The sequence below is a fragment of the Humiphilus diazotrophicus genome, assembly GCF_059726315.1.
Map to the genome: position 1 here is coordinate 5,425,774 of NZ_AP040870.1, position 26,417 is coordinate 5,452,190.

19 protein-coding genes are annotated in these 26,417 nt (G+C 52.3%); 6 read left to right on the forward strand and 13 right to left on the reverse strand.

All coding sequences use genetic code 11. The features are described from left to right. Positions 1 to 48: 48 nt before the first annotated feature. Together AC6I7T_RS22445 and thpR are read right to left on the reverse strand one after the other, a co-directional pair. Complete coding sequence (locus tag AC6I7T_RS22445; RefSeq protein WP_497789946.1) at positions 49 to 1,122, reverse strand: LacI family DNA-binding transcriptional regulator; 1,074 nt, start codon at positions 1,120 to 1,122, stop codon at positions 49 to 51. 127 nt (positions 1,123 to 1,249) lie between these two features. After that, the gene (gene thpR, locus AC6I7T_RS22450; protein ID WP_497789947.1) at positions 1,250 to 1,819 is read right to left on the reverse strand and encodes an RNA 2',3'-cyclic phosphodiesterase; all 570 of its coding nucleotides are present in this window, start codon (positions 1,817 to 1,819) and stop codon (positions 1,250 to 1,252) included. A 117-nt stretch (positions 1,820 to 1,936) separates the two neighbouring features. Here thpR and AC6I7T_RS22455 point away from each other — a divergent pair, with 117 nt between their 5' ends. Further along, positions 1,937 to 2,245 carry an MTH1187 family thiamine-binding protein gene (locus AC6I7T_RS22455; protein ID WP_497789949.1) on the forward strand — a complete coding sequence of 103 codons (309 nt, stop codon included), beginning with the start codon at positions 1,937 to 1,939 and terminating at the stop codon, positions 2,243 to 2,245. A 43-nt stretch (positions 2,246 to 2,288) separates the two neighbouring features. Here AC6I7T_RS22455 and AC6I7T_RS22460 read toward each other — a convergent pair whose 3' ends face one another. Both AC6I7T_RS22460 and AC6I7T_RS22465 read right to left on the reverse strand, forming a co-directional pair. Further along, positions 2,289 to 3,944 (reverse strand): glycoside hydrolase family 43 protein, encoded by a 1,656-nt coding sequence (locus tag AC6I7T_RS22460; RefSeq protein ID WP_497789950.1) that lies wholly within the window; start codon positions 3,942 to 3,944, stop codon positions 2,289 to 2,291. Between the two features lie 232 nt (positions 3,945 to 4,176). After that, positions 4,177 to 5,880 (reverse strand): methyl-accepting chemotaxis protein, encoded by a 1,704-nt coding sequence (locus AC6I7T_RS22465; RefSeq protein WP_497789952.1) that lies wholly within the window; start codon positions 5,878 to 5,880, stop codon positions 4,177 to 4,179. Positions 5,881 to 6,693: 813 nt separating this feature from the next. Between AC6I7T_RS22465 and phoU the strand changes: the two genes are divergently transcribed. Further along, positions 6,694 to 7,365, forward strand: a complete 672-nt coding sequence (gene phoU / locus AC6I7T_RS22470) for a phosphate signaling complex protein PhoU (RefSeq protein ID WP_497789953.1) — start codon at positions 6,694 to 6,696, stop codon at positions 7,363 to 7,365. Positions 7,366 to 7,418: 53 nt separating this feature from the next. Here phoU and AC6I7T_RS22475 read toward each other — a convergent pair whose 3' ends face one another. The 3 genes from AC6I7T_RS22475 to crcB all read right to left on the reverse strand — a co-directional run bounded on the left by AC6I7T_RS22475 (position 7,419) and on the right by crcB (position 9,672). Next, the gene (locus tag AC6I7T_RS22475) at positions 7,419 to 8,021 is read right to left on the reverse strand and encodes an HAD family hydrolase (RefSeq protein WP_497789954.1); all 603 of its coding nucleotides are present in this window, start codon (positions 8,019 to 8,021) and stop codon (positions 7,419 to 7,421) included. Between the two features lie 127 nt (positions 8,022 to 8,148). Continuing rightward, a complete protein-coding gene (locus AC6I7T_RS22480) occupies positions 8,149 to 9,132 on the reverse strand; it encodes a bifunctional enoyl-CoA hydratase/phosphate acetyltransferase (protein WP_497789956.1) in 984 nt (327 codons plus the stop codon). 165 nt (positions 9,133 to 9,297) lie between these two features. Beyond that, a complete protein-coding gene (gene crcB / locus AC6I7T_RS22485; RefSeq protein WP_497789958.1) occupies positions 9,298 to 9,672 on the reverse strand; it encodes a fluoride efflux transporter CrcB in 375 nt (124 codons plus the stop codon). Between the two features lie 109 nt (positions 9,673 to 9,781). Between crcB and AC6I7T_RS22490 the strand changes: the two genes are divergently transcribed. Both AC6I7T_RS22490 and AC6I7T_RS22495 read left to right on the forward strand, forming a co-directional pair. Continuing rightward, a complete protein-coding gene (locus AC6I7T_RS22490) occupies positions 9,782 to 10,396 on the forward strand; it encodes a YceI family protein (RefSeq protein ID WP_497789959.1) in 615 nt (204 codons plus the stop codon). Between the two features lie 179 nt (positions 10,397 to 10,575). After that, positions 10,576 to 13,191, forward strand: a complete 2,616-nt coding sequence (locus AC6I7T_RS22495) for an ABC transporter permease (RefSeq protein WP_497789960.1) — start codon at positions 10,576 to 10,578, stop codon at positions 13,189 to 13,191. Between the two features lie 74 nt (positions 13,192 to 13,265). Here AC6I7T_RS22495 and AC6I7T_RS22500 read toward each other — a convergent pair whose 3' ends face one another. Together AC6I7T_RS22500 and AC6I7T_RS22505 are read right to left on the reverse strand one after the other, a co-directional pair. Then, positions 13,266 to 14,315 (reverse strand): pectinesterase family protein, encoded by a 1,050-nt coding sequence (locus AC6I7T_RS22500; protein WP_497789961.1) that lies wholly within the window; start codon positions 14,313 to 14,315, stop codon positions 13,266 to 13,268. A gap of 179 nt (positions 14,316 to 14,494) precedes the next feature. After that, positions 14,495 to 14,770, reverse strand: a complete 276-nt coding sequence (locus tag AC6I7T_RS22505) for a hypothetical protein (protein WP_497789962.1) — start codon at positions 14,768 to 14,770, stop codon at positions 14,495 to 14,497. Positions 14,771 to 15,210: 440 nt separating this feature from the next. Here AC6I7T_RS22505 and AC6I7T_RS22510 point away from each other — a divergent pair, with 440 nt between their 5' ends. After that, positions 15,211 to 15,582: a HesB/IscA family protein gene (locus tag AC6I7T_RS22510; protein ID WP_497789964.1), complete on the forward strand. Its 372-nt coding sequence runs from the start codon at positions 15,211 to 15,213 to the stop codon at positions 15,580 to 15,582. 121 nt (positions 15,583 to 15,703) lie between these two features. Here AC6I7T_RS22510 and AC6I7T_RS22515 read toward each other — a convergent pair whose 3' ends face one another. The 3 genes from AC6I7T_RS22515 to AC6I7T_RS22525 all read right to left on the reverse strand — a co-directional run bounded on the left by AC6I7T_RS22515 (position 15,704) and on the right by AC6I7T_RS22525 (position 23,129). After that, positions 15,704 to 17,887, reverse strand: a complete 2,184-nt coding sequence (locus tag AC6I7T_RS22515) for an MGH1-like glycoside hydrolase domain-containing protein (RefSeq protein ID WP_497789966.1) — start codon at positions 17,885 to 17,887, stop codon at positions 15,704 to 15,706. Between the two features lie 14 nt (positions 17,888 to 17,901). Continuing rightward, a complete protein-coding gene (locus AC6I7T_RS22520) occupies positions 17,902 to 19,737 on the reverse strand; it encodes a glycoside hydrolase family 66 protein (protein ID WP_497789967.1) in 1,836 nt (611 codons plus the stop codon). Between the two features lie 83 nt (positions 19,738 to 19,820). Further along, positions 19,821 to 23,129 carry a TonB-dependent receptor gene (locus AC6I7T_RS22525; protein WP_497789969.1) on the reverse strand — a complete coding sequence of 1,103 codons (3,309 nt, stop codon included), beginning with the start codon at positions 23,127 to 23,129 and terminating at the stop codon, positions 19,821 to 19,823. Positions 23,130 to 23,383: 254 nt separating this feature from the next. On the opposite strand from AC6I7T_RS22525, the gene AC6I7T_RS22530 reads away from it, so the two are divergent. Continuing rightward, positions 23,384 to 25,615: a winged helix-turn-helix domain-containing protein gene (locus tag AC6I7T_RS22530; RefSeq protein ID WP_497789971.1), complete on the forward strand. Its 2,232-nt coding sequence runs from the start codon at positions 23,384 to 23,386 to the stop codon at positions 25,613 to 25,615. A gap of 25 nt (positions 25,616 to 25,640) precedes the next feature. Here the strand turns inward: AC6I7T_RS22530 and AC6I7T_RS22535 are convergent, their stop codons facing one another. Further along, on the reverse strand, positions 25,641 to 26,417 hold the full coding sequence (locus tag AC6I7T_RS22535) for a hypothetical protein (RefSeq protein WP_497789972.1): 777 nt from the start codon (positions 26,415 to 26,417) through the stop codon (positions 25,641 to 25,643).

Consider the following 26,417-nt stretch of genomic DNA (forward strand, 5'->3'; position numbering starts at 1 on the left):
GCTCTGTCCATCGGACCGTCATAGGTGAAGGTAGAACCTTATCCTGCTTTAGGAGACTGTTCTTGTCCGCGTGGAGCCTCGTTCAACCAATACGGGAGGCAACAATTCCAAATCTGTAACTTCATTAGGTTGGTTTGTCTCCAAAGCCGAAAGAACCCATTTGGCTGTCAGGCTACCCATATCCCACATCGGTTGTCGGATGGTGGTGATGGATGGGGTGTGCAAGCCCGCCGACGGAATATCGTCAAAGCCAATGATGGAACAATCCTCGGGGACCGAGCGCCCTGCCTCTTCCAGTGCGCGTATCGAACCCAAGGCGGTGAGATCGTCGAAGGCCAAAATTGCGGTGAAGTGACTACCGCTTTCCAGTAATTGGCGAGTAAGCTGATAGCCCCCTTCAAATCCTGAAGTAGGGTCCATGCCCGAAGACAACGTCAGGATACGTGCTGGATCTAGTTCGAGGCCGCAATCGCTGGCGAAGCGCGATACTCCTTCCCACCGTCGAATGCTATCAAGCAGCTCATTCGGTCCACGTAGAACTGCAATTTCGCGATGTCCCAGGCGATAAAGATGTTCTGCAGCCAGATATCCTCCCATCTCGTTATTTACCTGGACAGAGCGGATTCGGTTGGCAGTGAGATCGCGGCCGACACCTACGGTAGGAATATTGCTGCGGTCTAGATTCGTCAGCAGGTCGTATTCCGTGAACAGCCAGTTGGCAACAACAATCAGTCCTTCCACGCGATGTTCGAGAAGCATCTCCAGATACTGTTCGAATTGCGGACGCTGATTATGTGCATCCATGATGATAGGAAGATAGCTGGTCGAATCGAGAGTTTCTTCAATGCCTCGCAAGATAAGCGTGCAGAAGGGATCGGATAAATCGAAGACCATGATGCCGATTGTCTGGCTTCTGCGCTTCCGGAGTGAACGGGCAAAGGCATCGGGCCGGTAGCCCAGATTGGTTGCTGTCTGGCGGATCAGCTCCTTGGTTCGGGTAGCAATGTATCGAGAGAGAGGTGCCTCATTGAGGACAATGGAAACCGTCGATGTGGAGAAGCCTGATTCACGGGCGACGTCGAGAAGCGTAACGTGATTCGATGTTGACTTGCGGCCAGTCAAAGCGTCTCCCTCTACACAGATTTCCTTATTGCTATATACACCATGATGTAAGGAACTGCGATTCTAGCTCTTTCGGCATGGTTTGTAGGTGAGCGAATCTTATCCTGAAAGCACGTGAAAATTCCAGTCAAACGGTATGGTTCTCGTTCACAAAGGGAAATTCTTGAATCACCTCGTAATGAGAGCCTTCTTTGCTGAGGTGGCTGCGGTAGAGGTTAAAGCGATCTGATGTAAAGCTGGCATGCAGATTATGATTGTTTTGCGCGGTTATCAACAGCTGTTTCAAGCCATGCCGGGTTCTGGCCAGCGTGATATGCGGCCGATACTCAGATTCTTTACTGGAGAATCCGCAGCGCATTAACTTGTCTTTTACCTCTGAGGCGAGTTGGACCAGTTTGGGCGAAGGACGCACCGCAGCAAAGAAGATTCCTGCTCTCTCAAAGCCGCCAGTCCCATCGATCGTGAGTTCCAGCGGGGGCGAGTGGATCTCCTTCAGTGCTGAGATTATTTCGGAAACCCGTTCTGGCTGTGTGTCGCCGAGAAAGAAGAGCGTAATATGCATCCGGTCTCCGGAGATCCAACGTGCGTCCGTGGAGGGCCCTCGAAGCTGTCTGCTCAACTCCAGCAATGATCTTTGCGCGCTGGGTGCAAGTGGAAGTCCAACAAAAAGACGCATCGGTTTCGTTGTATCGCTCATAGAGAATCGCAACCCTTTCGTGAAGAATAGCTCTTTCAACGTAAAACCTTCCTTGCCGCAGCTGTGGCCTTCGGCAGATTACGGAATCCTTCGTAAAATGATTATTGGAGGCAGATAATGCTGGCAAGTTTCTCGGTAGTTCCTCTCGGTGCAGGGGAGGGTGTGAAAGAGTTGGTCGCGGAAGCCTTGGCGATTGTCGATCAGTCAGGACTCTCGTACAAGTTGGGTGCAATGCAGACAACGATAGAGGGGGATCCTGAGCAAGTGATGGCCGTTGTCATGCGTTGTCACCGGCGAATCCTGGAACTTGCACCCCGGGTTCTTACGCATATCACGCTGGACGAGCACAAAGGGGCTACAGGGAGATTGGAAGGTAAGGTTGCGGATGTTGAGGCAGTATTAGGAAAGAAGCTGGCTCGAGAATAAGCCGGATGAGAGCACCTCTCATCCGGCCTGTGGAAGCATAGTGTTACTCGAAGTGGAACCAGTCGTAATCTGCGTAGCCTGATTCACGAACAGCGGTTTCTCCTGTTGCAAAGAGGCCGACTTTAGCTCCAATCCAGCGGCCTTCCTTTGCCTGGAAGGTTTCTCCGACAGGCAGGAACTTTGTCCCATCCAGGCTGTAGCTGAAGTCAACTTTCGCACCGTTTGAGACTTTCGCTCTGAAGTAGACGGTATCTCCCGTTATCGGAATTGGCGTGCTCTCTTTCTCTGGAGAGCCTGTAGCTGCGTCTTTGCATATGGCTTCCGAAATTGCCAGGCCAGTGGGAGTCTTCTTTGCGGAGATGTAGGCATAGTCAAGCCCCATGACAACTAAGCCTGTCTTCTCTCCATCGGCACGTGAGGTAAATGTAGTTTTGGTTGTGACAGTAAATTGCTGAGCCGGAAACTTCTGCATCAGGACATTGGGCACGTCCCAAAGATTCTTGTACTTTTCCGGAAGAAGCAGGTTGTACAGGCGAATGACTCCAAGAGCCTGGGACGGGAACATCCAGGTAGCACCGGGATTTGCTTGCCATTGCCATTGCAGACCTAATCCTGGTCCATTGAACTCATCTGAGTCGGCGGGAGTGGCTTGGGGCCATGCTTTCCCAACGTTTGGCTTCTTGAACGACAGAACCGGCTCTCCCGTTCCCTTACCCTCTTTGTCGACGCCAATAACAGGCCAGTCGTTTATCCATTTCATCGGCTCGAGATGTACAACACGACCGTAGGGCCCCTGGTCTTGGAAATGCAAGAACCATGACTCCCCAGTTTGCGTCTCTACCCAGGCGCCTTGATGGGGCCCATTGGTTGAAGACTTCCCCTGTGCCATGGCAATCTTTTCATCATAAGGGCCGTAGATGTTTTTCGAACGGAGAATTAGCTGCCATCCTGTAGGGACTCCACCGGCGGGTGCAAAAATGTAATAGTATCCGTTGCGTTTATAGAACTTTGGACCTTCCGTCGTGGGATTGCGATCGTGTCCGTCGAAGACCATAACCCCATCGTCGAGGAGCTTGGTCCCATCGGCACTCATCCTGCTTACAACGAGCGTGCTCTTTGCTCCGGCCCTGCTTGCTGCCAAAGCGTTTACCAGATAGGCATTGCCATCGTCATCCCATAGCGGACAGGGATCAATCCAGCCTTTGACTTCTTTGATAAGAAGCGGTTCGGTCCAGGGTCCTTCCGGTGTTTTTGCTTTGACTACATAGATTCCGTAATCGGGGTCGGGATAGTAAATGTAGTATTCGCCGTTGTGATAGCGAATTGCTGGAGCCCAGACTCCGTTGCCGTGTTGTGTCTTGCTATAGACATCGACGGGAGGCTGGCGCTTAAGGGCGTGTCCCAGGATTGTCCAATTTACCAGGTCTTTTGAATGTAGGATCGGCAGCCCGGGTACGGCATCGAAGCTCGATGAGACAAGATAATAGTCATCTCCCACGCGAATGGCGTCCGGATCTGAATAATCGGCATACAAGACCGGGTTTTTGTAGGTTCCATCTCCGTTGTCGGCGACCCATACTTTGGAAAGTGTTCCTTGCGTAGGTGCGGGGTGCTGTGTCTGACTCAAGAGGGAAGGAGCTAACGAGGACATCAGCAGAACAGTAAACAGCGTGGATTCTTGAAGTGGAAGACGTCTCATATTCGATTCGGTCTCTGATGATGTGTAATTATTCGGGGTTCATTATACTTACCGAATCTGTTTCTTTAGGGAGAGGTTTCAGGCATTTTGCTTCAGCTTTCACTAGGTGGGAAGCTCAGTCGCTGAAACCTTTCCCCGGACCATCAGGTGGGACGCAGATTTGCTTGTTGAGAAGGGAAGAGGAAAGCGTAGGTATTCCGTATCTGCTGGAACTCAACAGATACGGAATTGTTTAGTTTGCACGCAAGGTTGTCGAGCCGGTTAATGCAGCTCTGCCAGTCCTGACCGGCATGGCAGGTTTCTTCATGTTGGTTGTGCCGCCATTTTCTGCCAAACGGAACTCGTGAACGATGGCATGCAGGGAATCTGCAAGCTTAGCCAGCTCCGCACAGGCTTGAGCATTCTGCTCCGCGCCTTCTGCTGTGGTGACGACTTGCTTCGAGATTCGCTCGACATTCATCGAAAGTTCGCCCGTAGCAGCGGATTGTTCTGCTGTTGCCGTTGCGATCATCGCGATACGTTCCTTGGCTGAACCTACAGCCGAGAGAATTTCGTTCAGCGATACTCTTGCTTCCGATGCACGAGTTACACCTATGTCGACCTCATCCTTTCCATGGCTCATGGATTTGACGGCGACTTCGGCTTCTCTTTGTACAGACGAGATCTGGGCCGCAATCTGCTTCGTGAACTCAGCAGTGCGTTCTGCCAAGCGTCTGACTTCGGAAGCGACTACGGCGAATCCTTTCCCCTGTTCGCCCGCACGTGCAGCTTCGATGGTGGCATTCAAAGCCAGCAGGTTTGTCTGGGCAGCGATATCTTCGATTAGATTGACGACATTGCCGATTTTTTCAGTTTCTTTGCCAAGCTTCGTGATATCGGTAGCAGCCTGTCCCACTGTATCTGCAATGCGCTGCATGGTCTCTACCGCGCCCATGACAACTTGTCCGCCTTGTTCGGCGGAAGTTACAGCCTGTTCTGCTGCCGTTGCCGCATCGTGAGAATTACTGGCAACGTCCTGCACCGTGATGGTCATTTCGTGCAGGGCTGAGGCGATCTGTTCAACCTCTGAACGCTGCGCCTCAACCGATTGCGCAATTCCAGAAGAGTTATGGGAAATTTGATTCCCGGCTCCGGCAACATTGGTTGCGGCGCTGGCCATTGCTCCAATCACGCCATGCATTGAGGACTTCAGCGCATTAATTGCTTCAATCGAGGAAGCCAGTTCGTCCTGGCTTGCTGCTACACCGTCCGGTATGGCCAAATCTTTATGCGCCATAGCATTGAGCATCTCAATGGAAATCCGGATGTTTTGCTCAATGGAGCGGGTAATGAATATGGCCAGGAATATCAGAACAGCCATGGACGTAATACAGGCTCCACACAAGAAGCCCACAGTTTGTTTCCGCGTAGATTCCTGCGAAGCGCGCGCAACTGCGAGTTTTTGCAACTCATCCTGCTTTATCTGGTTGGCAAGCTCAAGGATGTTTGCTAGAAGAACATTGTCTTTCCCCGTGGCAAATAGAGTTTTTGCCGCATCGAATCCCTCGTTCTTCCGTGCGGAGAGCATTTGATTAACAAAATCCCGACGTTGACGGACAAGCTCTTCTATCTGGCTCATGGTTGCTGCTTGCGGCGTTCCAGTAAGTGCTTTGTCCAGGATTTGTCCTGTATCCGCGAGCTCTTTTCTCACGGCAGGAATACCGGCCATCGACTGCTCATCTCCGCTGATGAGATATGCCCGTTGTTCTGCTGTGACTTCGCGGATAAGTGATACGTAGTGTTCCAGATTTCCCACAGCTGCGTAAGCGTTCTGCACTTCCTCTGCTGCTTGATTCGCGGCTGCAATTCCCCGCCATGCGAACAGAGTGCATATGACGAGCATCAGAATCGCTATCCCAAAACCACATGTCAGCTTTCGCTGAATTGTCCATGACATGGAACTATTTTGTCCTTAAATTATTCTTTTGTTTTGACCATCGGCAATCAAATGGACGATGTTTAGCCGGAATGCTAAAGCTTCTCAATAAACATAGCGATGGTTATGAAATATCCCACCTTTGTGGGATAGAGCTCTTCCACGCCAGTAACTTGCGCCTATACTCTTGAACGTTAGCTCTGCGGTCAGGAGATAGAAAATAGTTGGTGTATCTGCTCCGATGCCAGTACAGAAGTTATATCTGCAAGCTGCCGGAGATTCTCGAGTTATGCCCTGGAGCACAAGCTTATTTTGTTGTGGGATGAAGCTTACTTTCATCCGATTAATATTTTGTCCGCGTCGATATTCAGGGAGTAGTACAAGCCGAATTGTGAAAACTTATTTCCGAGCAAATGGATAGCCACCGAAATACCCATCCTGCGCATCTACAAACAACAGAGGTAAGCCCTGGAGTATTTTCGGTTTTGATATAGCCCGTCCCAGGCTCACCGGGGAATAACCGTTCTCTGAGGGAAATTCGCCAGGCGAGTATCGACTCCGAATTTTCATCTAACCCTAAAATGTTCAAATAAGAGGTCGGGTCTTTTCTTCCGCAGTTCACTCTGAAATTGAAGCAGGTAGGAGATTTAATTGGGCTATACTGCTGAATTTTTAGGACATAGATGATTTTTTGTCGTTGCTTACCCTCAGGAAGGGTACTCTTGGGAAGATTCCCCTTTGCGTGAGTGGAAGCTGACTTTTCAGATGCCTGCGGTGAAAATTTGCCGAATTGCAACAGTACTTCAGGCACTATCGTGAAATAGGAGAAATTTCGTGCCCCGCATTCATTTTCAGCAGCAGCTAGCAGAATTGAAGGACAAGCTTCTGGCAATGGCTGCTTTGGCCCAGCAAGCCGTGGAATCGGCTGTTGACGCCTATCTTCAGCGTGATGCCAAGTTGTGCCAGTACGTACGGGACAATGAGACAGCCATCAATACAGCTCAGCGTGAACTGGATGAAATGGCGTATGAGCTGCTCGCCAAAGAGCAGCCGATGGCAATTGACCTCCGCTTTATTCTTGCCGTGATCAAGATCAATGGGGATTTGGAGCGCATAGGCGACCAGTCGATGAGTATTGCCATTCGCACGCGCGAGATGCTTGAGATCCCTCCCATCGATATGCCTGTCGACTTTTCTTCAATGGGTGAGTTTGCGAGCAGAATGATCCGGACGGCTGTACAGGCGCTGTTGGAGAGCGATGCGAAGATTGCCGACTCCGTCCTGGCAATGGATGACGAAATTGATCGTATGAACCGTCTGGCACATATCGATCTGATCAAGGTCATTCAGGAAAAGCCGGAATTCACTCAGCAGGCATTGAATGCCATTTTGATCTCCCGCAATCTGGAACGTATTGCGGATCATGCGACCAACATCGCTACGGACGTCATTTTCTGGGTGAGAGGCGCAGACGTCCGCCATCAACTGAGCTTGGCTGTGGATTAGGCCTGATTTGAAACCAATCGCGCTCTGTCCTCGACAGGGACAGAGCGCAGAAATCAATTGGCCGAGAGTCTTTCCATTGGTGAAGGAACCTTGACCGATGCCATTCCCGCTGCCGTGGCGGCTTTTATTCCCATTTCCGTATCTTCGAAGACAAGGCAGGAAGCAGGCGCGACTCCCAAACGGGCGGCTGCAGTCAAAAAGGCTTCCGGATCGGGTTTCCCCTTCTTGTAGTCCTCGGCACAGACCAGCGTGTCGAATTTGTCGAGCAGGTTTAGGCGGCTGAGAGAGGCTGTAACGGAATCCCTACGACTTCCGGAGACTACGGCAAACGGAATCCGGCCATGCTGAGCCTCGATGTGCTCTATGACCTCGGGAATGCCCTTGAGCTGAGGCAGAACATCGAAATAGAGCTTTTCTTTCCGATGGGCCACTTCTTCGACGGGCATCTTCAATCCCTGTTCTTCATTTAAGAGCGAAATGATCTTGGTGACGGGAAATCCGCCCCAGGCATAGAAACGCTCTTCTTCGAACCGGCAATTCCATTCTGCAAGGGCACCTTTCCATGCGATGTAGTGCAAGGGCATGGAATCCACAATGGTTCCGTCGCAGTCGAACAGATACGCCTGAAATGGACCAGGCGGCAAACTCAGCTTCACTATCGTTGATCTCCTAGATTTAATGTAGCATCCGGCGCGCAGAGGGCCAGTTCGAGGTTTCGTTGGCCTTCCCAAAATAGAAAAGGCGCCGGATAGGGCGCCTTTTCTCAAAACAGAGCTATTGCTCTTACTTCTTGACCGGATGTGATGCGTAGTGGAACAGAGCTGCCACTGCACAGGAGGTCAAACGAGCAGGAGCTGCATCGGCGCGGCTGGTGAGGATGACCGGTACACGAGCTCCAAGAACGATACCTGCCAACTCGGCGCCACCGAGGTATTCCAGCTGCTTGGCCAGCATGTTGCCGGATTCGAGATCCGGAACGGCCAGGATGTCGGCCTGTCCAACTACGGGCGAAACCAGCTTCTTGATCTTTGCTGCCTTAGCGCTGACTGCGGTATCGAAGGCCAGCGGTCCATCGAGAATGCCGCCCGTGATCTGTCCGCGATCTGCCATTTTGCAGAGTGCAGCAGCGTCAAGGGTTGAGGTGATCTTCGGATTCACTGTTTCTACTGCCGACAACAGGGCAACCTTCGGTTGGGGGATTCCCAGAGCGTGGGCCAGATCGATGGCGTTCTGGATGATATCGACCTTGTCCTCAAGCTGGGGATAGATGTTGATAGCCGCATCGGTGATGAGCAGTGTCCGATCATATGCCGGGGTGTCCATCACAAAAACATGGCTGATACGCCGTGAACCACGAATACCCGCTTCCTTGTTCATGCAGGCGCGCATCAGGGTATCGGTATGCAGGCTGCCCTTCATCAGGGTCAGGGCCTCACCGTTCCGGCAGAGGGAGACGGCCAATGCTGCGGCCTTCTCTTCCGTGGGTGCTTCCACGATGCGAAAACCCGTGATGTCGATATTCAGCTTCTTGGCCAGGGCCTTGATCTCAGCTTCCGGTCCAACCAGGATGGGATCGATCAACCCTTCTGTGGCGGCCTCTTTGGCTCCCATGAGGGCCACATCACTCAGTGGCCAAGCTACTGCGGTGGGCATGCTGGGCAGTGATTTGCAGCGGTCAAGGAACTTATGAAAGACGTGAAAATCTGCCGGGTGTCCTACCAGGGGATCAGCTACGACAGGCTCTGCCAAGGGTGTAAGATCGCTCATTCGTGTACTCCGATTCCTATTCCTCTTATGTTACCGACAGGCATGGCAAGCAGCCGGCACATTTGAATTCTCTTGCTCTATAAAAAAGGGTTCTGTGTCTATCATCACATAGAGGCCCTGGGTCCCTCTATGTGAGAGAACGCTTTCCCGCCGGGCTTTCCCAATCTAGACGAAAAGCCGACCCAGAGCGACGCCAGCCCAGATGCCGACATAGCCTAACAAAAGACTTAGCGCAACATAGAGAAACCCAACCCCCATCCATCCGGCGTGGAGAGCGCGAAAGGCCTCCAATTCGAAGGTAGAAAAGGTTGTGTAGGCCCCGATGAAGCCAATTGGAATAGCATACCGCCATGCCGACGGAAGAGTACTGTGACTATCGAGAATCGTGACCACCAGTCCTATCAGCAAACATCCTGAAACGTTGATCAAAAACGTTCCATATGGAAATCGGGAGTTCAGGCGGTCGACACACCATACGGAGACAAGATAGCGTGCAATCGCTCCCAGGAAACCACCCATTCCGATCCAAAGAAATTTCATTTGCCTCCCAGCAAAACTACAGATTCCGAGAAATCACTACTGTTGTTCATGAAAGCACAATTCATTGTCCGGATGGGAATTAAGGCCGTTTCTGCATCTTACCGAGAAGATGAAAAGAACAAGATCCCTCGTTTCTGCCCTTTCCTTTGTGAGCTTTATTGCTCTGGCGACCAGTGCCGTTGCGCAGCATACCGTTTTCCATTTTGATCCGGCACAGACTGAGATTCGCTGGAAGGCGCATGAGAACCTCCACGTTGTGAAGGGAACGCTCACGCTGAATGGCGGAATGCTAGCCCTCAATTCGAAGACAGGATCCGCTCAAGGCGAGATCTTGGTGGATATCGATACCCTTCAAAGCGGGAATCAATCCAGAGATGCTCGATTGAAAAAAGACATTCTGGAGACTGGGAAGTATCCACAGGCTTTCTTTCATCCGACTCGTATCAACGAAGTGCGCAAAGAGGGCGATGGCGAGCGAATGACTCTGGGCGGCATGTTCAATCTCCACGGCAGCGATCATCCATTTACGGTGAGTGTCTATCTCGAGAGAAAAGGCACGCAGGCGACCGTGAGAACACAGTTCAAAGTTCCTTATGTGGCTTGGGGCCTGAAAAGACCTGGAGGGCTACTGTGGCGATTTAGCAAGGAGATTGAATTTGAAGTGACCTCTCAAGCGACGGTCGAAGAGGTGCAAGAGTCTGAGAGCGGGAAGGGTGCAGCTTAGGGCATTTTTCATTGATGTCTCATGCAGTCAACAAGATCTCCTCAACGTCTTCCGGTGAAATTACTTCCCATAGGAGTTCGAGTGGTGTACGATGTTTCGTCCCATAGATGTTCGAGTGGAACGCAGCATGGACCACTCGGCTATTGGTAGGAGAAGAAACACAGGGTGAGGAAGACGGCATGAGCTGGCTCAGATTTATTCGCAGGAAGCGCGCGGACGCTGAGTTACAGCGCGAGATCGAATCGTATCTGGAAGAGGAGACGGCTGAGAACCTGGCGCGCGGGATGACCTCGGAGGAGGCACATCGACAGGCGCGGATCAAGCTGGGCAACCGGCAGCAGGTACGGGAGCGGCTCTGGCAGCAGAACAGCATTGCCGTGGTGGAGGCCGCATGGCGCGACCTGAGATACGCGCTGCGGACGTTGAGTCGCACACCTGGGTTCACAACAACGGCAATTCTGGTGATGGCCTTGGGGATTGGCGCGAATGTGGTGTTGTTCGCGGTGGTGTGGAGCGTGTTGCTGAAGCCGTTGCCGTTCCAGGATCCTGACCGGCTCATCGCTGTTTATGAAAATGCGAACGATCAGTTCACGATGAACCTCGTAGCGCCGGGTATGTATGCGGCGTGGGTGAAGCAGAACCGTAGCTTTTCCAGTCTCGCGATGCTGGGTGAGGCTCAGTTCAATCTGTCGACAGAGGACGGAGAATTGCCGGAGATGCTGCACGGAGTGGCCTGCACGGCGAATCTGCTGCCGACCCTGGGTGTGCAGCCGGCATTGGGGCGCAATTTTATAGCCGGGGAAGACCAGCCTGGGAGTAATCGCACAGTGCTGCTGAGTTGGGGCCTGTGGAAACGACGTTTCGGAGGCGATCCGGCGATTGTGGGCCGGACGATCCGACTGAACAAACTGCCCTATAGGGTTACAGGTGTGATGCCTAGATGGTTTGCCTTTCCCAGCTCAGGGGCGCAACTATGGACGCCGATTTACAACTATTTTCCGGCTGCATACATGACGACGATAGGAGACCACCTCTTTGAGATCGTTGGGCGACTGAACCCTGGAGTAACCGAGGAGCAGGGACGGGCTGATCTCTCTATCATTACGCGCCAGGTGCACGAGGCAAATCTCAGCAATCCTTTTGTCAGCAAGGCTGCCAACACGGAGCCGCTACTGAACGACATGGTAGGCGACCTGCATCGGCCGCTATATGCGTTACTGGCTGCGTCGAGTTGCGTACTGCTGATTGCGTGCCTGAACGTTGCCAATCTGCTGGTGGCGCGCACGTCAGCAAGGCGCAAGGAACTGGCGATCAGAACGGCGCTGGGCGGCAGTCGATTTCGTCTGCTGCGCGAGCAGTTGATGGAGAGCTTAGTGTTGACGGCCATAGGCGGCACAGCGGGCCTGGTGCTGGCCTACGGATTGCTGCAATGGCTGGGGCACTTAACCTTTCAGAATTTCGGCCGCTTTGAGGCAATCCATGTTGACGGAGTGGTTGCAGCATTCACTGTGGCATTGGTGGTTCTGTGCGCACTGTTTGCGGGGCTGGTTACCTCGTCCAGCACCGTGGGCCGTCAGTTATCAACGGCGCTGCAGGATTCATCGCGGACAGCGAGTGCTGGACAAGGGCGCGCGCGGCTCCGCAGATCGCTGCTGGCAGCTGAAGTGGGGCTGACAGTGGTGCTGCTGGTTGCCGCAGGTCTACTGCTGAAGAGCTACATGCAGCTGCGCTATAGCGATCTTGGCTGTACTACAAAGAACGTCCTGACCATGCAAGTCAATCTCTTTGGCCGAGGCTACAATGGTTCGGTCCAACGCGTGAATTTCTTTGCCGAACTGCTGGAGCGGGTGCGCGCTTTGCCGGGCGTGGAAGCTGCAGGTCTGGCGCGAACCGTCCCCGGAAGTGGCTATCCGGGAGATTGGTATTTCACGATCGTCGAGCATCCGCCACTGCCGAAGTACACGTTGCAAGATGCCATCGACATAGAGGCAGATCCAGGCTATTTCCGGACGATGGAGATTCCGTTACTGCGTGGGCGGTTGTTTGGCGTGAATCAGCGGCTGGATGCCGCTACCGAGACGGTCATCAACGCTGCATTCGCGCGGCAGTATTTTCCTAACGAGGACCCGATCGGGAAGCACCTGCGCTACAAAGATAAGAACTGGGAGATTGTCGGCATCGTGGGCGATACGCGCTCCGAACTCTACCAGGAACCAAAGCCGATACAGTATTACCCAATATTTTCTGGAACACGGAATAGTGGGATGCTTGTGGTCCGGTCCAACCATGACGTGGAGCAGCTTGCCCTGCTAGTGCAGCGTGTTGTGCAGGCTCTGGACCGCGATCTGCCTGTGTACAACGTGCTCACCATGAAGCAACTGCTCGGCAAGATGACGTTTGACGCGAGCTTCAATGCGGCCCTGCTTCTTGGCTTCGCAGTAGTTTCTCTGGTATTGGCAGCGACGGGCATATTCGGAGTTTTGTCCTATATCATCGCGCAGCGAACGCAGGAGATCGGTGTGCGGATGGCTCTGGGAGCGAAACGAGATCAGGTTCTGCGGCTGATATTGAGCAATGGTCTGCGGCCCGCACTTTGGGGGCTCGTGCTTGGTCTTGCAACCAGCGTCGCAGTGGTTCGCCTGATCCAGTCGATGCTTTATGGAACCAGGCCGCTCGATCCGGAGATCTTTGCGGCTGTCGCTGCCACCTTGTTTGCGGTGGCGGTGCTTGCCTGCTTTGTTCCGGCCTGGCGAGCTTCGCGGTTAGATCCCATGCGGGCGTTGCGGAATGAGTGATTGTCTGGAGACAACCGACTCGCACTTTTCGTCCCGGAACGGCGTCAACTTTCAGGAAAGCTGTGTAGGCTTTCCTATCGAATTGCCTCTGGACTCCAGCCGTCTGTTCCTCCCAGATATTGCCTGGTCGCATATTTGGCTGCTTCTTGTGTTGTCAGCTGGTGCGACTCCTTGAGTCTTTCCGAAGGAGATGCTCCGGGGCCGGATGAATTGAATTCCGCATAGAAGACGGTTGGCAGACTGGATTGTCCGTCATGTTTCCAATCATCCCAACCTGCAGGCATGATCTGTTTCCCCATGAAGGTATTCAGAAAAATAACTGTGGCATATGCCCGCCATGGCCTTCCCAGAAAGACGCGATCGGCTCCCGGTTCGGAAGTGAGTCTGCAATGGTTAAAGACGTAACCACTATCTTCAGCAGAGTACTTCTTACTCTGCGCCGTAATATGCGAAACCGGATGAGCTAGCGAGTGCAATTCGCAATTTTCAAAGACAGCTTTGGCGTCGCCGAAGATGAAGTCCACGTGGCCTTCTACATAACAATCCGAAAAGTACTGTCTTGCCGCAGAGCAGGGACCGGTTTGCGATAGATCGTGACAGCTTGCGCTATCGGCGTAGAGCGTGTCCTGAAATCCAAGTAGACGAATCTTGCGATAGACCTGACGGTCGCCCGTAGTCCGGAGTGCAACTGCCTGACTGCCTTCCCGTGTAAGAGGATGGTTTCGTGTAAAGGTATTCTCAATTGTCAGGTTTTCGGCGTAGAAATCGCTGCTGCTAACTGTGACAGTTGCAGATTTGCCCGTTCCACCGGAATCGCCCGCACTGTGGCTGGCACTGATTACAACTTGAGAGGGATTGGAACCCAATCCTCGTAAATCGAGGTGAGGTGTGCTGATGGAGAGAGTCTCCAGATAGGTCCCGGGTCTGATCTTGATGATAGCTCCCGTGCTGGGGGCAGCCTGCAGGGCGGATTGAATCGTCCGGTAATCACCAGACCCGTCTTGTGCTACTAGCAGAGTTTTACGCGACAGTTTTTCTTGACCGATGGCAAAGAGGGCCATCGTTGCGGTAAGACTAAGCAAAATCGAAGAACGGACGAGGCTGCGAGTACCAAATACAGGCATGATTAACACCTTCAGAAAGCTGGAGGGTAGGCTACTGGCTGCCCATCCTGGCGTCAATCTGTGCCTCCCGTTATCTGGGAGATCTCTCCTCTAGGCCTGCTCTTGCTAGCCTTGCCGCCGGAAGGGGAAGTATCCGGCGCTTCCGGCGGCAAAATTCCGCCCTTCCTTCCTAAGGGACCCTACATATTGAACTGCCGGATGGCATCGTAGACATAAAGGCCTACAATAGCCACCGTCATGACGCAAGTTGTTACTGTAAAGACTCTTACGAGAGGTTGAATACGGTTGATCTTCTTTAAGATCGTTTCCTGCTCCCGATGCTGATGTTCGCCAGCATCATCCAGGAAAAGCTGATCCTCTTCGTAGCGGGTAAGATTGCTGCGGTAAACAATAAGAGCCAGCAATGTAGTGGTGACTATGGCCCACACGATCCACAAAACAGGCATTATGCCCATAAGACACCTCAACTGGTGCACTCGAAGTGGACTTTAAGGCTCCGATGCGCAGTCCGCGAATTAGGCATGCGCCACGGAATCAGAGTCCATTCGGTGCAGCATATTAGCCCCGCCCGATAACAAAGGACAATCATCTTGAAAAGAAATTTTCACAAGGCATATTCGATGTTCTCCCTTTTCGGGCAAAGGTTGCTGCAGCTCTTTGATGGAATGGGAGTTGGGCCAGAGTCGCCGACTGCACAACCACTCGGGTGTGGCATAAATCGGCGTTTCTTGGGTTCTTAGGACGGCGATTTGAAATCGAAAGTCATTCTGAACCTTACAAGCCTATTTCTGCATCTCTTGAAAGGAAACATGACGATTTATCTGGCACCTGGATTAGACTAGAGACAGAAGATCGCACGTATATTTCATTACATTCATACCCCGGGGGATTTTGCATGGCAACTACCGCCACTCCAACAAATACCGATGCTGCCAAGACTCTACCTCTTGTTTTGACAGAGCCGGCAATTGCTAAAGTTCGCGAAATCATGGCAACCCAGGATCCGCTGCCAGCCGGATTGCGCATCGGCGTGGTTGGTGGAGGTTGCTCTGGATTTCAATATTCCATGTCCTTTGAGAATCAAAGCGGCATGATGGATAAAGTCCTGGATTTTGGTGGCCTGAAGGTTTTCGTCGATGCTACTTCGATGATGTATTTGAACGGCTGCGTCGTCGATTACGTCGAGACTCTTGAGGCTGCTGGATTCAAATTCGAAAACCCGAACGTGAAGAACACCTGTGGTTGTGGTTCTTCCTTCAACGTCTAGAACGATAGGTTCGGTAGACGAGAGTTTAGGAATCATGACGATGGGCAGGGGATTGGCCGTTCGGCCAACATCCTCCTGCCCATTTTGTCGTTTTGAGAATTTTTCTGTCAGTGCTACCCGATCAGGGCCTGACCGGGGTAATCAATAGTCGTGAGACCCTGACTCTGTTGTGGGTTACGTTCATATTTTCATCAACCTCTTCCATCCGAAGCTCAAACCGATGTTTCCCGGGGGCAAGGGAAAGTGAAAGCGCACTACTGGTTCCCCAGTTATCCCAGGCATTCTGACCCCGTTGAGGCATTACCAATACCCCGGCAAATCTGCCGTCTACATATAGACTGCGCAGACCGCATTGGTTGTCGGTGATGATCGGTCCAGCTCCGTTGGCATAGCGAAGCTGTATCCGGAAGGTTCCCTTGTGAGCAAGCTGAGCTTCAGCATGCGCCGTTGTCTGGGGCTCTTTGGGCAGATCGAGAAAATCTGTAGCTCCTGCAAAGGGGATTTCCATCATTTCAGAATCATTGATTGTTACAGGTTCGCTGAGAAACGAGGCGTTCCCGCCGTTGTCGACTGCGCTGACTTGATATTCGCCCGATTTGTCTTTTCCTGTTGTCGGAAACTCGGTTGTCTGTACCGTCCCTGTCAATTTTGCATTTCGATAGATGCGGTAGGCATGAGCTCCTTCTATATTCATCCAAACCAGTCGATCTTTTTCTTCTTGTACCCGAGGAGTTTCAGGGGAATATTTGATGCTGGCCCGATGGGGCTCAATCTCCTGAATCCCCGTACCTGATAAGACGATTTCGATATGATGCCGCCCTCGCATATCTTTGGGCAGATTCCCATCGAACGGCTTTCCATCCAGCAGCATAGAGGTCGGTTTTGCTCCATGTCCTTCGACGTGGAGCGATAAGACTGCTTCTCTATACCGGAGATTTTCGAGATCGTAACGGCCACTCCACTCTTTGGGAATGAAAGGCGTGAGAGTTAGTCCCTCCTCGGAGAAATTCAATCCGAAGATAAGCCGATAGACCGTTGCCAGATTTCCAGCAACGCTCCAAAGCTGGCGATCGGAGTTGATCTCTGTCCCTTGTGGGCTCCCTGTGCTTGCGACAAGGTTCTCTTTGTTGGTTAGAAAGAGCGCCGCATTACGCAGAAGTAATGCCATTCCGTCGGAGACAATTGGTCCCGCGCTGTTTTTTGCAGCGGCAAGATTCCAGTAAGCCTGCACGAACGGCCATACCGCATCGTTGTGATAGGGCGGAATTCCGGGAGTCTGAGGGGAAACGGAACTAACTCCGTAATCGGTGACTGGGAGGCTCTTCAACATACGTATCTGTTGCTGTGGCGTGGCAATATCGAAGAGCATCGTAAGAGATTCTCCAAGAGACTCTGCACGGGGAGAAATGCTCATCCACTCGCGACCATAAAGGTACTGCCCGTAGTAGCCCTTATCTTCCATCCAGAGAAGCCGATTCATTGCTGTACGGATGCGGTCGGCATGTTTATCGAATTCCTCCGCAGGTTCTCCGAGAAGCTTCGCCATCTGCGCGAGAATCCGGTATGTCTGGTAGTGAACTGCGTTGGTGCCTAGAGCTTGTGCCGAGTAGATGTCGGTGGCGTCCATCCAGCGAGGATAGGTTTGCTCGCGCCAGTCCAGGAATGAAGATTCTCCACGTGCGAGTCCATTGGGAGCGGCCAGGACGGAGGCGTCGTCATCTGCGGCAGAATTGCGAATAATCTGGTAGCTCTGTTTCAGCCAGTCACGGTCACCAGTGACTTTGTAGATCTCCCAGGCGGCAAGCGCCCAAGTCATACGATCGGACGATACGGGCCACGAACCACCGGTACCCGTGTCTTGCACAATGCGATCTCGTTTGACTTTGGCCAGAAGGCTTTTCTTGGAGATATCCGGAGCAATGGCTGCCAGTGAGAGCACAATGCTGTAACTGATATCTCGTGTCCAAACACCTCCCCATTGGGCGCCAGCCATGAAGGTGTTGTCGGTGCGTACATCTTTTGTCAGTTCTTCGAGCGAGAGGTTATAGACAGCGTCGAGAAGGGGAAGCTGGGAACGTAGTGCAGGATAGGAAGACAGATCAGAATTAAGCTTCCAGTGTTTCCCACTATCTTCCCTTTGGAAGGGGTAGCTAGAGACCAACTCCGTTGAAGAAACCGCGCGTGCTTCCGCTGAACCTTCGACGACGCGGTCGGGGTATAGCGTGAAACGATTGCTACGGTAGACCGGATTTTGCGCGGAAGCAGACATAGTCAGAAGAGCAAGAATAAGAACGATTAATTTCATGAGATGGCCTGGAATTACTCCGAGAATTCATTATTAGGACTGACGAGAAGGACGCTCCAGTAGCGCAGTTCGGGAAGCGTTACTGTCCATTTGCCGGTTGCATCCCTGTGCGGGGACAAAGTATGCCAAGCGCCTCGATCGATATCTGGAGAGGCCCAACCGATATGGCTGGACGGAGAGATCTCTGGCAAGTGAATTTCTATGTTTTGCAGACTCTTGGGCTCCGGGGTTGTTGCTTCGTCGTCACGCCAGCTGTTGCTTATTGCCGATGACAGGTTAATCAAGTGAAGAATCGTCTCCCTTCCTTTGCTCCGGGCAATCGTCCAGACTGTGCCGGGCTTAGCATCACTACTCTGCTGTACTCCGTTAAGCATCGCTGTGGTTGAAGAGGGGACAACTTCGTCACGCAGAATGTTCTCTTCGGCAACCAGGAAATCATAATAATTATGAAGGCTTTTTCTTGCTTCCGCAGTAAGAAGAAAAACGTTGTCATCTGGGAAATACGGCCGGGACAGCATACGATCTCCGTCACCGAGTTCGATGTGTGCTGCGCCTGAGGCAAAGATTGCGGCATCCGCCAGCAGCACGCCGGGGAGATTAAAGTTTCGGTGTTCGCCAGTTTTGGCCATCTTCTCAGCTAAGCCATTGTGCAGGTAGGCGGCAAAGATAATTCCACTGGAAGGATTGGCTGCATGGATTTCGTTTGCAGCTTGCAGGATGCTGAGATAACTTCCATGATCTTCCGGCCAGAGTTCGGAGTAAACAAACTCTGCTTTTGTCTTTGCCATGGCAGCTTCACCTTTTCCCGAGACTGTATTTAGGACTACCGGACGGCCAAGCGCCTTAGCTGCCGCATTTGTGAATTCCGGAAAGCTTGAGAAAAAGTCAATTTTTTGTCCGTCGTACGACCAGGCTTCCGGATTTCCGAAGCTGTCGATGTGCCAGCCATCAAACTTTAACTTTGAGATGAACTGATTCATGCGGCGGAAGATGTAGTTTTGCCATTCCGGGCTGGATTGGTTCATGTAGATCAGAGCCGGTGTGGCCCATCCTTCCGGCATTTGAAGAGATTTCACCGTTTTCTCGCTTCTGGCTCCGGAAGCAGATGGCCAGGCTGCCCACCTTAACTCCACTCCGCTTCCATCTGTGAAGGCATCGGGATAGGCAGCATAGCTGGCGTTATAGGCCATGGTCATCATGTTGTGAGTTTTGCCCTCACGAATAAAGGCAAGAATGGTGTCGCGGTCGATTTTGCGGCCCGCGATATCGGGCCAACTGGCAGGCAATTGCTCTCCCGGAGGTGTCGGCAGATGGTGCTTATACTGCATGTCATAAAACTGCAGACCATTCAGATGATAACTGTTTAGCTCGTTGATCCATCGGGTTGCGGGCGTTCCCGCGTCGTAGTTGGCGAGATAGCCATAACGCGGAAATCTTGCCCAAGTGGATGAAACATCTAGAGCTCCACTGCCGGTGGCAATCTTATGGCCAGCTCTATCTTGTAGCTCTATCGAAATTCGATAGCCCCGGAAGTCCGGATTTGGAGCTCGAAGGCGAAGTTGTTGAGTGCTTTTTCCCGTGCCTGATAAAACGAGGGCTTGGTGTTCTGTGAGTACGGAACGACCCTGTGCTTCAAGAGTAACCTTTGCCTTCACGTCCTTCAGGGAAGCGAAGGTTTCCAGTTCAACAGCTATAGAAACAGGATCTCCAGGAGCATAGCGCGCCTTATCTGTTGTTACGTTGAGGATGGAGATCTTCGGTTTTACTTGTCCCGATAGAAAAAGAGGAGAGCCAAAGAGCATAGAGATACAGACAGCTGCCAACCTTGCTCGCATCAAAAAGTCCGACATCGTACCTTGCCTCATTAATATTCAGAGAAGTCCCCGGAGCGCACGAGGTGCAACTCCGGGGAGAAATGGAGGTTGGAAGTGCTCTAGAAATAGACCTTCAGAGCCATTTGGATCTGCCGAGGATCTCCGACTGTGCCGTAGACCTTTCCGAAGGATCCAGGATCGTTGATGCTGGAATTTGGATTGCCGAAGTTCGGATGATTGAAGGCATTGAAGAATTCCGCCCGGAATTCGGTGCGAACTCTTTCCGTGACCGGGAAGGTCTTAAAGATACTCAGGTCAATGTTTTTGTAGCCGGGTCCATGAATGCTATATGGTCGGCTATTTCCAAATTGTCCTGAAGCAGGTGTGCTGAAGGCTGCCGGATTGATGTAAAAGCCGGTAGCCCCGGAGATGTAACGATGGGGATCGGTACTGCCTCCGGCAAAGGGATCTCCGATGCGATTGGCACGGGAGGCATGATTGCCGCCAGTTCCACTCATATCTGGGGCGGATACTGTAAAGGGGTTTCCGGTCTGAAGCGTGATGATTGTATTGGTCTGCCATCCGCCAATCCACCGGCTGGCACGGCCATGATTCTTCAGAATCCATCCATCCTTGCCAATGGGCAAAACCCATGTAGCATTCGCTACAAAACGATGCCTTACATCGAGAGCCGAGTCACTACGCTCTGCTGCCATGTCATAGGCATTCTGTGGGGTAAAGTCGCCGTTGATCGGCGTGTTGAAGTCGGCCATGTTGTGGCTGAATGTATAACTCAGGCCGTAAGCATAGCCCTTGCTGTAATGACGCCGCCAGGAGAGTTGTAAGGCGTTGTAGCTTGTGTTGCCGTCATGTATCTCGTTTTCGAGAAACGCATGTTGGCTGCCGCTGTTGAGGTTCCCGTAGGGAAAGGTCACGATTGGGCTTCCGGTGCTATCGGTTCCTGTGATTCGTCCCTGATTGGAATTGCGAATACGCGCGAATTTATGTCCGAAGTTTCCAACATAATCGGCAGACGCCAATGTGGTGGATGTGACCTGGCCTTGAATGCCGAAGCTTGTTTGTTCGACGTAGGCAGTTCGTTGATTCGGGTCCTGTGCTCGGATCTGTAACTGATAGAGCGGGGTAGTTGTGGAATTGAGCGTACCGATCGGAAAGCCTTGGCTAAGGTTGAATACCGGTGTGGTGCTGCCCTGGCTGTCGGTGAGCTGAGCATCTGCAACATATGGCGGATTCAGGCTCATGACCGCTTCCGATCCGTAACGGTAGCTATGTTGAAAGAAGACTCCGAAGCCCCCGCGGACTACCAGCCGAGGTGTCATTTGGTAGGCCACACCCATTCTTGGTGCAAAGTTATTGCGATCAGGGTGAATGAGCGAGCGGCTCTCCCAACCCGATGCATTCTTGGCAACGCTAACAATCTTTCCACCACTCTCTGTTGAGAAGTTGGCGATGGCATTGTCATGCTCCAATAACGGCGCGTATAGCTCATAGCGGAGTCCGATATTCAAGGTCAAGCGATCCGTGATGCGCCAGTCATCTTGAACATAGAACGAATGGCCTGGACGGAAGGTATGCGGGACAAGTGGCGTTGTATAACGCGCCATGCTCATCTCTCCCAACAGCAGATCGCTTAATCCGAAGTTATTGCTGTTGGTGTAGATTCCTGTGGCGCTCATGGCTCCTTGCGGTGCCTGGATGTCCAGGAAGGAACTGTTGAGTCTGTAGTACTGGTAGCCGAACTTGAAGCTGTGGCGTCCACGTAGCCAGCTCAGGTTATCCATCGCCTGATAGACCCTCGATACCTGGCTCTGCGGTCTCCAATACGAACTGCCTAATGCCTGGAAGGTGTTGATATTGATTGGCGGCAATCCGACGCTATAGCGGGTTACTGGCAGTCCATTCAGCCCGTAGTTTGGAGCTTCCGACTTGCCCATCGAGTTTGCTCCCGGCGGTTCCTTCTGTGCGTACATACGGTTGTAGCCAAAACGGGCTTCATTGACGATGTTGGAACTTAATGTGTCTGTCCACGACAAATTCAGAGATTCGCCATGAGTTGTGTTGTCGGAGGCCCAGTTACTGGCACCTGCCAGTGTGTTTGCTGTCCATGGTGGATCGACTGTTGCTATGCGGGAGATGCTGAAACGTCCAGAGATGTGGTTCTTCTCATTGACATTGTGGTCGATACGAATATCGCCCGAATAGGTGTCGTTTGGTTGAGTAGTGGCGTATTGATAATTGGAGCCACCACCGAAACCGCCGGCAATACCCTGTTTTGCTACCGCACTGGGGATATTGGGATCGGGATAGAGCGCGATCAGCTTTAGCGCTGCTGCATCCAGACAGTTCGTCTGAATCACGTTATTGACAATGCAGCCTGCCTTGGAGGCGACCACCGGGTTGAGAGTATAAGGGAGTTCGATGAAGCTGTGTTGATTCTTCATCAGCGGGGTTGGAACCGTCGCGGTTTGGGTTACGGCTCGACGGCTGTTGAATCCTTGAAAGTCCATGAAGAAGAAGGCCCGGTCACGCCGGATCGGTCCTCCAAAGGTTCCGCCGTATTGATTCTGGGTAAAGTGACCCCGCTTGACTCCATTGCGATTGTTGAAGAAGGTGTTCGCATCCAGTTTGTCATTACGTAAGAAGTCCCAGACATTTCCATGGAACTGGTTCGTGCCGGATTTTGTGGAGACATTGACTACCCCGCCGGCGGCATTACCGAACTCTGCCGAATAGGTACGAGTCTGGACCTTGAATTCTTCGATTGCGTCCGGTGGCGGCTGCACGACCTGCATGGAGTTGTCCTGCTGGTTCGTCGAACCGGAGTTGTTATCGACTCCGTCGAGTGCAAAGTAATTCTGCATCTCCGAGTTGCCATTGATGCTAAAGCGGTCTGCTGTCTCGTTCGGCCCTGAATAGTATTTCCCAGCTCCGGCTTCAAGCAGTGCCAGTTGGGCGTAGACACGTCCGTTCAGAGGCAGATCGTTGATGGTTTTGCTGTTGACTACACCGCCCATCTCGGCGGATTGAGTTTGCAACTGTGGCGTATCGCTGGAAACATTCACTACTTCCGTGACCGTTCCAACCTGTAGATGGAAATCGAGTGCCGGTCGAGATTGGACGTGAATTTCCACATGCGTATAGCTCTCCGGCCTCATACCGTTTGCCCTGGCCTCAACCCGATAAGTTCCCGGAATCAGAGCCAGAACCTGATACTGCCCTTCGGAATTTGTCGAAGTGCTTTCAGACACACCGGTGGCTTCATTGGTAACTTTGATCGTTGCACCGGATATGCTGGCGCCGCTTGTATCCGTCACTGTGCCCACAATGGCTCCTCGATCGATCTGCGCAAAGCAGATCGCGGACCACATCAGGCAGCACACGGCGACCATGAATATTCGTAGTCTCACTTGGTTCCTCCTCAAAACTTCTGCATCCAGATGGGCGGAATATTCTTTTGCGCTACCACTTTCACTTCCCGGGCAGTGGGTTTCGGGTGACGCTTCACACCCAATCGAAATGCGGACGAAGAATAGCTGCCGAAAAATTGGGTGGGCAATGCACGGACGCTCATCTATTTAACAAATGTCAGATCATCAGGTAATTATCTGAAAACAGGATATTTGTAGGAAAGTATCTATGGTTTTTCAGAGGCAATTCCGATGTGCGGAGCGAAGATGATACAGTTGTGGTACTCTTGCCGCCGGAAATGGAAAGTAATAGCAGACAATCGGGGAAGCTTTGCTTCAGTGTTTTTCAGGTTGATCTGCGAACAGGCGAGCTGACCAAGCGCGGAATTCGCATTCGTCTTCAAGGACAGCCGTTCAAGGTCCTGTCGCTTCTATTGGAGCGGCCTGGTGAGTTAATCACCAGAGAGGAACTGCGTCAGAAACTTTGGGGCGATGACACCGTCGTAGATTTCGATCATGGTCTCGCCACCACCATCAACAAGATCCGCGAACGCTTGGGAGACTCGGCAGAGAATCCGCGTTTCGTGGAGACGATTGCCCGGCGCGGCTATCGTTTTCTTGCCCCGGTGCGTTATGTTCCCGATGCGGAGTTGACTGCTGTAACGGAAGTGGCATCGGTAACCGCAACAGCATCCGCTCCCGTTTCTACTGAGTCACCTTCTCAAAAAGCAAAGCTGGTTATACGAAGATCTTGGCTTTCATTGGTGGCACCCCTCGTTGTGCTGCTTATTGTCGGAGTCTGGCTCTTCTACCGGTATCTCAATCCTGCTTCTCCTCCGCGTATGCGCCAGATCACCTGGTCCGGCCATGTTTTCCCGGGAGACCTCGGGATGGAGAGTTTCCCGGGGCTTGCGACTGACGGAACCAGGATCTATTTCAACGAGATTCGGGATGGCCGCTTTGTGCTTGCCTACTCTCTTCTTGCCGATAACGAGACGCATCCTCTGGGAATCAATTCCGAAATTGCGGGCCCCTCTTTAGTTGGCATGTCTTCCGACGGAGCCCGGCTATTGGTTCGGAATCATCTGTCGCCCGATGTCGAGCAGCCGCTGTGGATTATTCCTACGGTAGGAAGTTCGGCAATGCGCGTGCCCGATGTACTTGCTCACGACGCCGCCTGGATGCCGGATGGGCAGGGGATTTTGTATGCTTCAGGACTCGATCTCTTCATTACTCGAAGCGATGGACAAAAGGCTCAGCATTTCGCCTCGCTCTCAGGGAGAGCTTTTTGGCTGCGCTGGTCTCCTGATGGAAAACTTTTACGCTTCACGCTGCTAGATCCACGAACACGTACCGCTTCGCTCTGGGAGATCTCTAGAGACGGACGAAACATGCGTCCGTTATTCCCCGAATCAAACGACCTTCGTGGAGCATGTTGCGGCAGTTGGACCGGAGATGGCCGTTACTATATCTTCCAAGCTTCGAGTGAAGGACGGGAGAACATTTGGGCCTTGCCTGAATCCGGATTGCGACGGTGGTTTGCTTATCGGCCCATTCAGATTACAAACGGTCCTCTGGGAACCTTTGCTCCGTTAGTGGCACGTGGTTCGAATCATCTGTTCTTTGTTGGTGGTCATAGTCAGAGTCAGCTCTTTCGTTACGATCTTGCTTCGCATCAGCTTCTGCGCTATTTGCCGGAACTCACCACTGCTACTCATGCTTCCTTTTCGCCGGATGGAAAGAAGGTCGCCTGGATCAGTACAAATGGAGGCATGCTCTGGTCGAGCCGTCTCGATGGTTCCCAGCGTATCCAGCTCACACCTCGGCCAATGCAGATTTATATGATGGCCTGGGCTCCGGACGGGAAAAGGCTTGCCTTCATGGGGAAGGAGTCCGGGAAGCCATGGAAGATTTATACCGTATCCGATACGAATACCAATCCGACTATGTTGTTATCGGAAGAAAATAGCGAGGCCGATCCGACCTGGTCTCCCGATGGCCGATATATAGCCTTTGGCCGTCTGACTGCATACATGGCGGAAGACAGCAAAGACAAGGAAATCTATATTGTCGATACCGCGAATGGCTCGGTATCGCAGTTGCCGGGTTCTAAAGGGCTCTTCAGCCCGCGCTGGTCTCCGGATGGACATTATCTGGCTGCAATTACGCTCGATCAGCGAAAGCTCATGATCTGTGATCTTGCGACACACAAGTGGATAGAGCTTCCAACTGCGAGTATCGATAATCCTGCCTGGTCGAGCGATAGCCGGTTTATCTACTATCACTCATTCATGGAAGAGGGATTGCCCATTTACCGCCTCAATGTGCAGAGCCGACAGCAGGAGAGGGTTTTCGAGTTTCGCGATGAGCAAGTTTCGAATGCCGCCGATTATTCCTTCCAGGGGCTTGCTCCGGATGGTTCTCCCTTGCTTTCTGTCCATCAGTGGTCGGCAGATGTTTATGAGATGGATTGGATGGCAGACTGATTACCGCTCATCCCCTATAACGAATCTACTGTTGTGTTGGATTCGGACTCGGACTCGGATTTGGCGAATTGTTTACCGGTCCTTGCGAGCCTGTCGGTCCCGTCGATCCACCCGAACCAGCTGCAATTTTTCCAGCCTGTAATTGTTCGGCAAGGGGATCGTAGACGAACTCCCATTCGTTATAGTGCTTCTGCTTCTTGTATTCCTTCAGAGATGTTCTTTTGACTGTGCTGGCAACGCCGACAACAGGGCCGCCACCAAGTGTGGAGTTTGTTGTGCTCCCAGTACTGCCGGTGCTGCCGGAGGCTCCAAAAATACTGCTTGAAGAGGATGGAGAACTTGAAAAGGAGCTGGAACCGGATGTGCTGGTTCCAAACGATGAAGATGATGGCGTCGATCCTGAGCTACCGGTCGATCCGGTGCTGCCTGTTTGGCCAAATAGTCCCATTGTAGGAACCTTTGCTTCTCCCAGGTGAATCAGCCGCCACTCATCTTTACCCGTGAAGGGATCTTTATATTTCTTGCGTAGAAAACGAATGTTATTCGTGTTTTCCAGTTGTGAGATGTTGATTGGATATCTTCCGAACTTTGTGTAGTAGAGCTTAATTGCGCGGACATATTGATTCCCGCGATGGAGAAGCTCCTGTTCTTTGTCTCGCTGGATCTCGATGGCCATCTTGGGCGCAGCAACGGCAAGAGCGACAAGGATGAGTGCCACCATGAAGAGAAGGCCTACCAGCAGGTAGCCTTCTTCTCCTTTAGTGCGAGGTTTCGAATTGTAAATCGGGCAAGACATTGCCAT

Bases quoted from the DNA above. Each gene is read 5' to 3' on its own strand.
- thpR (WP_497789947.1), bottom strand. From the start codon at position 1,819: ATGAGCGATACAACGAAACCGATGCGTCTTTTTGTTGGACTTCCACTT.
- AC6I7T_RS22455 (WP_497789949.1), top strand. From the start codon at position 1,937: ATGCTGGCAAGTTTCTCGGTAGTTCCTCTCGGTGCAGGGGAGGGTGTG.
- AC6I7T_RS22480 (WP_497789956.1), bottom strand. From the start codon at position 9,132: ATGAGCGATCTTACACCCTTGGCAGAGCCTGTCGTAGCTGATCCCCTG.
- AC6I7T_RS22495 (WP_497789960.1), top strand. From the start codon at position 10,576: ATGAGCTGGCTCAGATTTATTCGCAGGAAGCGCGCGGACGCTGAGTTA.
- crcB (WP_497789958.1), bottom strand. From the start codon at position 9,672: ATGAAATTTCTTTGGATCGGAATGGGTGGTTTCCTGGGAGCGATTGCA.
- AC6I7T_RS22505 (WP_497789962.1), bottom strand. From the start codon at position 14,770: ATGGGCATAATGCCTGTTTTGTGGATCGTGTGGGCCATAGTCACCACT.
- AC6I7T_RS22465 (WP_497789952.1), bottom strand. From the start codon at position 5,880: ATGTCATGGACAATTCAGCGAAAGCTGACATGTGGTTTTGGGATAGCG.
- AC6I7T_RS22520 (WP_497789967.1), bottom strand. From the start codon at position 19,737: ATGTCGGACTTTTTGATGCGAGCAAGGTTGGCAGCTGTCTGTATCTCT.
- AC6I7T_RS22500 (WP_497789961.1), bottom strand. From the start codon at position 14,315: ATGCCTGTATTTGGTACTCGCAGCCTCGTCCGTTCTTCGATTTTGCTT.
- AC6I7T_RS22490 (WP_497789959.1), top strand. From the start codon at position 9,782: ATGAAAAGAACAAGATCCCTCGTTTCTGCCCTTTCCTTTGTGAGCTTT.
- AC6I7T_RS22515 (WP_497789966.1), bottom strand. From the start codon at position 17,887: ATGAAATTAATCGTTCTTATTCTTGCTCTTCTGACTATGTCTGCTTCC.
- AC6I7T_RS22535 (WP_497789972.1), bottom strand. From the start codon at position 26,417: ATGGCAATGTCTTGCCCGATTTACAATTCGAAACCTCGCACTAAAGGA.
- AC6I7T_RS22460 (WP_497789950.1), bottom strand. From the start codon at position 3,944: ATGAGACGTCTTCCACTTCAAGAATCCACGCTGTTTACTGTTCTGCTG.
- AC6I7T_RS22510 (WP_497789964.1), top strand. From the start codon at position 15,211: ATGGCAACTACCGCCACTCCAACAAATACCGATGCTGCCAAGACTCTA.